We start from the raw sequence: 6,698 nt of genomic DNA, 5'->3' as shown, positions 1-6,698 counted from the left end.
GGATGACGCGGCGGTCCTCGGGTGCGCCGGGGTCGGCGGCGAAGCGGGCGTCCGCGCCGCGGAAGGTGAAGACGGACTGGTCCGGGTCGGCGGCGATCACCGTGGTGGCGGGGCCGCTGCCGATGGCGCGAACCAGTTGGGCCGCTTGCGGATCCAGGTGCTGGGCGTCGTCGACCAGCAGGTGCCGGACGCGGTCGCGTTCGGCGGCGAGCAGCTCCGGGTCCAGCACCAGGGCGTCCAGCGCCGCGCCCACGAGTTCGGCGGCGTCCAGGGCGGGAGCGCTGGCCTCCGGGGTCTCCATGCCGACCGACCAGCGCAGCAGCATGGTCTGCTCGTACCGTTCGGCGAAGCGGCCCGCGGCCACCCACTCCGGATGCTGTTGGGTGCGCCCCAGTTCCACCAGGTCTTCGGGTCCGAGTCCGCGTTCGGTGGCGCGCAACATGAGATCGCGCAACTGTTCGGCGAAGCCGCCGGTGGGCAGGGCGGGGTGCAGTCGCTCGGGCCAGTACTTCGCGCCGTCCAGGAGTTCTCCGCGCAGCAGCTCGCGCAGCACGATGTCCTGTTCGGATCCGGTGAGCAGCCGCGGCGGCGGATTGCCGTGCGCCGCCGCGTGCGTGCGCAGCATGCCGAAGGCGTAGGAGTGCACGGTGCGCACCAGCGGCGCCCGGGTCGCGCCCGGCACCCCGCCCAGCTCCGGAGCCAGCGCGGCGATGCGGAGGGTCAACGCGTTGCGCACCGCGGTGGCCGCCCGTTTGGAGTAGGTGAGCACCAGCACCGACTCCGGATCCTCGCCCGCGCTGATCCGGGTCGCCGCCAGATCCACCAGCAGCGCGGTCTTGCCCGTCCCGGGACCGCCGAGCACCTGCCACGGCCGCCACCCCGGCTCCGGCCCCACGCCGTCGAACAGCTCCCGGACATCGGCGTCCCACTCCGGGGAGTGGGACGCGGTCTGCACCCGGCGTACCAATCGCACCGAGCTATCCGATCGCATCACGCGGGCTATTTCAACAGACGCCCCCGACACCATTGTTTGCCCGGTCTTCGCCGAGTGTTCTCGCACACTCCGCCGACCCGGCACCTGTCGTACCCGCCCGGCAGAATGGGGCGGTGGCCGATCTCCAGGTATATCGTTTCGGGCCCTCGACAGGGCCGCTCGTGTTGGCGCTGCACGGCCTGACCGGGCACGGGAACCGCTGGCGGGCGCTGGCCGAGGAGCAGTTGCCGGAGGTCCGGATGGTGGCTCCGGATCTGCGGGGACACGGGCGATCGACATCGCTGCCGCCGTGGGACTTCGAGACCATCGTCGCCGATCTCGTCACCGTGCTGACCGGCGAGACCGGCAAACCCGCGGTGGCGGTCGGGCATTCGTTCGGCGGGGCGGTGGCGATCCATCTGGCGCGCGCCCGCCCGGATCTGGTGCGGGCGCTGGTCCTGCTCGATCCGGCCATCGGCATCGATCCGGTACTGCTGCGCGACATCGCCCGCAGCACGCTCGAGCACCCCGACTACGAGAGCGTCGAGGCCGCGCGGTTCGACAAGTTGGAGACCGCCTGGGCCGAGGTGGAACCGCGGCTGCTGGACGCCGAACTGGCCGAGCACCTGGTGCCCACCGGCGGCGGCCGGGTCGGCTGGCGGCTGTTCGCTCCGGCCATCATGTCGTACTGGGGGCAGCTCGCCCGTGATTTCGTGCTGCCGCCCGCAGGACTGCCGACCGTCCTGGTACAGGCCGCGAAGGTGCGTCCCCCGTTCGTGCCGCCCGCGTTCCGCGCCGCGCTCACCGAGCATCTGGGCGACCGGCTCACGGTGCACGACTTCGACTGCGACCACATGATCTCCCTGGCCCGGCCCGCCGAGACCGCGGCGCTCATCCGCACCGCGCTGACGACCACGTGACCGCGCGGGCGCGGACCTCAGCAGCTACGAAGGAATTCCGACACGACCGGGGGCGCATGCGATGGCGACGACCGATGCCGAGATCGAACGAGTCCGCGAGCTGGTGGCCCTGATTCCGCCCGGCCGGGTGGCCACCTACGGCGATATCGCCGCGGCGGCGGGCTTGTCCACGCCGCGCACCGTCGGCTGGATCATGCGCACCGATTCCGCCGACCTGCCCTGGCACCGGGTGCTGCGTGCCGACGGCCGCCCGGCTCCGCACCTGGCGGGTCGGCAACTCCGACGCCTGGCCGCGGAGGGGTGCCCGATCCTCGACGACCGCGTGGACCTGCGCCGTGCCCGCTTCGATCTCGCCGGCGATCAGTCCTCGGGCGACTGATCCCGATCGGTCGCGATCCCGAGGAACACCTGCACGCTCTCGGAGCGGTCCGGGAAGTCGGCCCGGAACATCTGCACCGCCACCGTGCGAGGGCATTCGGTCTCCGGGTCACGCAGGTGCAGCAGCGGCCGGTCCCGGCCGTAGGCTGGAATGCCCTCGTCCCAGATCCGCCGGAAGAACTCGTAGCGGCCCAGATCCGCGAGCAGCTCGCTCGCGGCGACACCGGTCCCGGACCCCGCGATGAGGCCGCGCAGCCAGCGCACCAGTAGGCGGGTCTCCTGCTCCCATTCCACCAGGACCCGCCGCGCCGATTCGTCACCGAGCAGCCAGCGCAGCATATTGCCGTCGTCGGTGATTCCGGGAAAGGCCCGCGCGAAACTGCCGTTGCAGGCAAGCACATTCCATCCGATGTCGAGGTAGGCGGCGAGGTTCGGTTCGTGCAGGACGAGTGCCTGGCGCAGGTCGTCGCTGAGCCCGCCGCGCAGCTCGTCGGCGGTAACGCGCTCGCGTACGTCGAATCCGGCGAGATCGAGCAGATACCGATACTCCACGGCGGAGAGCGGGCCGATCTGGTGCAGACAGCGCACCAAAGCCTGGAGCACTTCCTGGGTGGGGCGCTCGCGATTGCCGTTCTCCAGATGGGTGATGTAGCTCGCGCTCACCCCGGCATTGAATGCCAGCCTTTCGCGGGAGACCCGACGATTGTCCCGCAACCGCCGCAGTAAGTTTCCCAGTGTCGGCGGCTGCACCTCCCCCGCTCTGTCGACGCACCCCGAATTCGCTGCCATGGTTCTCCTCCGTCACGACCCATCGCCAGTCGTACCTAGATATAAGTCACCCGTATTTACTTGTCCACTAAGAGTTTTCACGGTATAGCGGCGGTCGGCCGGTAAATTTTCGTGGCAGTACAACGCAGAACACTTCGAGCTACCCCCCGGAGCCGCGTTGCGGAAGGCTTGCCCGCGCGGCGGTCCGCCGCTCCTGCGAAATTCCGTACTCGAGGACCTCCCGAATCAGGGAGTGCTCGAACCCGATTCGCCCGCCCGGGTCGAAGCGGATGACTCCGGCAGCCTGCGCGGCGGTGATGCGGTCCAGCAGCGCGGTTTCCGAGCAGCCGAGCAAGGCCAGCAGTCCGGCCACGTCGGCATCGTCGCCGAGCTGGGCGGCATAACGCAGCGTCCGGACCACCTCGGCGGGCAGCCGCTCGATCCGGGCGCGCACGATGTCGCGGACACGCGGCGGCAATTCGCGAATGTCGCCGTGCTGTGCCGCGATTCCGGCGAGTTCGCGCACGAACAGCGGATTGCCGCCGGTGCGTTCGCGCAGTGCGGCGATGGTGGCGCGATCCACGGCCGTCCCGCCGGCCGCCCGCACCATGCGCGCCACGGTATCCGCGTCGACCCCGCCCAGTTCCTCCCAGGACACGGTACGGTCGGCCAGCGCGGTCACGGTGGCGCGCAGTTCCGGACCGGCCTCGGCCGGGCGCAGCGTCAGGACCAGCAGGACGGGCGCGCGACGCAGCCACGCGGTGAGCAGGCGCAGCAGGTGCAGGGTCACCGGGTCGGCGTGGTGCAGATCCTCGAGCACCAGGGCGACCGGCCGGGCGGCCGCGACCGTCCGGCAGCGCTGCGCGATCGCCCGTGCGACCTCGAAATAACGTGCCGACGAGAGCGATTCGGCGAATCCGGCGGGGCCGTCCAGGCTCGCGGCGATATCGGCCCAGGCCCGCGCGGGCGGCCCACCGTCCACACAGCGACCGGTCGCCACGATCCACGATCGCCGCCGCAGCTCGGCCGAGACCGACTCCGCCAGATACGTTTTGCCCATGCCCGCCGCACCGGCCAGCCACACCGGGCGGGCTCCGCGCGCCCAGGCTTCGGCGGCGGCCGCGAGCACGGCGGCGTACTGCCGCGGGTACCCGGTGTTCTCACCGCCCGAGACGCCTCGATCCAGCGCCGAACCAGGCTCCGCGGCATCCGATTTCGCGATCGGACGAATCACCGGACCGAACTCGAGCGCATCGGCCTGGTTGAGGATGGCCGACTCCAGGTCCCGCAGCCGCCGCCCCGGATATACGCCGATCTCCCGCACCAGATATTCACCGGCGCGCCGCAATGTGGCCAGCGCCTCCGCCTGCTGACCGAGCCGGTACTGCGCGATGGCCAGCAGGCGCGCGCCCTCCTCCCGACCGGGTCGCTGGTCCAGCAGCGGCCGCAGCCCGGTGACCACCTCGGTGGGCCGGTCCAGCTCGAGCGCGGCCTGGGCGCGCAGTTCGGCGGCCAACAGGCGCAGGTCGGTGAGCCGGTCGGCCTCGCCGATCGCCCATCCCGCATCCGGGAACGATTCCAATGCCGCACCGTCCCAGCAGGCCAGCGCGGTATCGAGCAGTCGGCACCGGTCGGCCGGGGCGACGCCGATCCCCGATTCCCGGAGCCGGTCCTGGTAGGCGCGCAGCAGTGCCTCGAAGTACCAGGCGTCGACCTGTTCGACCGGGAGTCGCAGCGCGTAACCGCCGCCCTCGGACACCAGTACGGTGGCCGGCGCGCGCCGATGACGTCGCGGTTCGAAAACCGTTCGCAGCTTGTGGATCTGGACTTGGAGCACGGCGGCGGCACTCGGTGGCGGAGCCCCCTCCCAGATGTCGTCCACGAGCCGGTCCACCGACAGAGCCCTGCCGTGCGCCACCACCAGCCGTCCGAGCAGCGCACGCGGAAGACGACCGCGAATGGTGACGGGCATGCCATCGATCGCGACATGCAGCGGCCCCAGCACTCGTATCCGCCGATCGTTCATCACTTTTCCGGCCCGCCAAGTATTCTCACGCATTCGAGGCCGCAACTCGGCCGTTTGCTGAATATTAACGATTTGCCGAACTGCCAAGTCGTACTGTCCCGTTGGCGTGTCGCGGGCAATTCTCGAAATCACATCCGTGGAAGTAATCCCTTGTCCGCCCGAATCTTTCAGAGAGAACCACACAGAAAGTCACCGAGAAGCCGAGAGCCGGAAACTGTCTGTCATGCGTGAGAACGGCTTCGCCGCCACACTGCTCGGTTATCTGTCCGACCTCACCGAAACCATTGCCCGGCGCATCGATCGAATAGTGATCGCCCGCGCGTTCGCTCCCCAGGAGTCCGACGCTCCCGACGGGCTGTACCGAGACCGCTTCGGTGCGCTCTGGGAAAAGCATGCGGACGGGTGGCGACTGTGGTTGCGATCCGGCGCGGCTCTCGAAGTGCTCGCCTCCGAGGCGGATATCGCCCGCACCCTGCGCAGTTTCGCGCCCTTCACCCCGGTGGCCGTATGGCTGCGGCGCCGATGAGCGACGCGATCACCAGCGACCGGATCACCGCGGACTTGTCCTATCCCGCCATCGATCGGCCCGACCTGTACGACCGGCTCGATGCCGCCACCGCGCCCGGGGGCCGGGTGGTGCTGCTCAGCGCGGCGGCCGGAACCGGCAAGTCCGTCGCCGTCGCGGACTGGATTCGCCGTCGGCCGCCAGCGGCCGGTACGACCGTCACCTGGGTGGACGTCACCGAGCCCGCCGCGGATCCCTGTGCCGCGCCGCGCGGTTCCGGCGGGCCGAGCCTGCTGGTCGTGGACGATGCCCAGCGAATCACCGATCCTGCCGCACTGGCCGCATTGGAAGCGCGACTGCGCCGACTGCCGGGCACGATGACGGTCGTGCTGTGCGCCCGCATCGACCCGGCGCTGCCTTGGCACGCCTTGGAACTGCGCGGACGTGTCACCCGGATCGGCGCCGCCGAACTGGCGCTGACCGTGGCGCAGACCCGGGCATTGTGCGCCCAGCACGGCTACCACCCCGAGGACGGCGAGCTGGCGGCGCTGCGGGAGTCGACCGGCGGCTGGGCGGCACCGACGCGAATCCTCGCCGCGCGGCTCGCGCTCGATCACCCCGCGGGGCGATCGGTCGCGGACCTGCGCACGCATCCGCCGCGAGCGCTGTCGGATTTCCTCACCCGGGAGGTGCTCGATCCGCTGCCCGCCGAACTGCGCCGATTCCTGTTGTGCACCGGCGCCCCCGCGGCGTTCACCACCGAACTGGCCGCGGTGCTGGGTGGACCCTCGGCACAGCTGCTGCTGCGGGAGTTGGAACGTCGCAATATTCCGATCACCCGAATCGTCCGCGACGACGGTCTCTGGTTCGAGCACCACCCCCTGCTGCACGCCCAGCTCCGTGCCGAATTGCCGCGACTCGGCGCGGAACTCGTCGCCGAGCTGGATTCGCGGGCCGCGCGGTGGTTCGACGACGCCGGCCTGCCGCTGCCGGCGCTGCCGCACCTGCTCGATGCCACCGCGACCGACCGCCTGGCCGACTGCCTGCGTCGGCACGGCATGACAATGGTGCTGGACGGCGACGGTCCCACCCTGTTCGCGCACCTCGACCGCGCGCGGCCGGAGCTGT

At 70.6% G+C, this 6,698-nt stretch carries 6 protein-coding genes and 1 pseudogene; 4 read left to right on the top strand and 3 right to left on the bottom strand.

Going from position 1 to position 6,698, the window contains the following annotated elements:
• A partial coding sequence (locus tag QK444_RS30175) for a UvrD-helicase domain-containing protein (RefSeq protein ID WP_282785513.1) occupies nt 1-991 on the bottom strand: 991 nt, incomplete at its 3' end.
• Nucleotides 992-1,107: 116 nt separating this feature from the next.
• On the opposite strand from QK444_RS30175, the gene QK444_RS30170 reads away from it, so the two are divergent.
• The gene (locus QK444_RS30170) at nt 1,108-1,893 is read left to right on the top strand and encodes an alpha/beta fold hydrolase (RefSeq protein ID WP_282785512.1); all 786 of its coding nucleotides are present in this window, start codon (nt 1,108-1,110) and stop codon (nt 1,891-1,893) included.
• Nucleotides 1,894-1,954: 61 nt separating this feature from the next.
• A complete protein-coding gene (locus tag QK444_RS30165) occupies nt 1,955-2,272 on the top strand; it encodes an MGMT family protein (RefSeq protein ID WP_282785511.1) in 318 nt (105 codons plus the stop codon).
• On the opposite strand, the gene QK444_RS30160 is transcribed toward QK444_RS30165, so the two are convergent.
• Together QK444_RS30160 and QK444_RS30155 are read right to left on the bottom strand one after the other, a co-directional pair.
• Nucleotides 2,254-3,060: a helix-turn-helix domain-containing protein gene (locus tag QK444_RS30160; RefSeq protein ID WP_282785510.1), complete on the bottom strand. Its 807-nt coding sequence runs from the start codon at nt 3,058-3,060 to the stop codon at nt 2,254-2,256. The two genes, QK444_RS30165 and QK444_RS30160, sit on opposite strands and share 19 nt — an antisense overlap.
• A gap of 139 nt (nt 3,061-3,199) precedes the next feature.
• Nucleotides 3,200-5,065, bottom strand: coding sequence for a BTAD domain-containing putative transcriptional regulator (locus tag QK444_RS30155; RefSeq protein ID WP_282785509.1), 1,866 nt, complete (start codon nt 5,063-5,065; stop codon nt 3,200-3,202).
• 223 nt (nt 5,066-5,288) lie between these two features.
• On the opposite strand from QK444_RS30155, the gene QK444_RS30150 reads away from it, so the two are divergent.
• Nucleotides 5,289-5,591 (top strand): hypothetical protein, encoded by a 303-nt coding sequence (locus QK444_RS30150; RefSeq protein ID WP_282785508.1) that lies wholly within the window; start codon nt 5,289-5,291, stop codon nt 5,589-5,591.
• A pseudogene (locus tag QK444_RS30145) lies at nt 5,588-6,698 on the top strand (hypothetical protein); the annotation flags it as partial. The gene QK444_RS30150 and the pseudogene QK444_RS30145, both read left to right, overlap by 4 nt.

This window comes from Nocardia sp. CC201C, assembly GCF_030010695.1.
GTDB lineage: Bacteria > Actinomycetota > Actinomycetes > Mycobacteriales > Mycobacteriaceae > Nocardia > Nocardia otitidiscaviarum.
The sequence above is the reverse complement of the archived record's forward strand: the minus strand, read 5'-3'. Positions and strand labels throughout refer to the sequence as shown.

Coding starts and splice junctions, on each gene's coding strand:
- QK444_RS30160 (WP_282785510.1), bottom strand. CDS start 3,060: ATGGCAGCGAATTCGGGGTGCGTCGACAGAGCGGGGGAGGTGCAGCCG.
- QK444_RS30155 (WP_282785509.1), bottom strand. CDS start 5,065: ATGAACGATCGGCGGATACGAGTGCTGGGGCCGCTGCATGTCGCGATC.
- QK444_RS30165 (WP_282785511.1), top strand. CDS start 1,955: ATGGCGACGACCGATGCCGAGATCGAACGAGTCCGCGAGCTGGTGGCC.
- QK444_RS30150 (WP_282785508.1), top strand. CDS start 5,289: ATGCGTGAGAACGGCTTCGCCGCCACACTGCTCGGTTATCTGTCCGAC.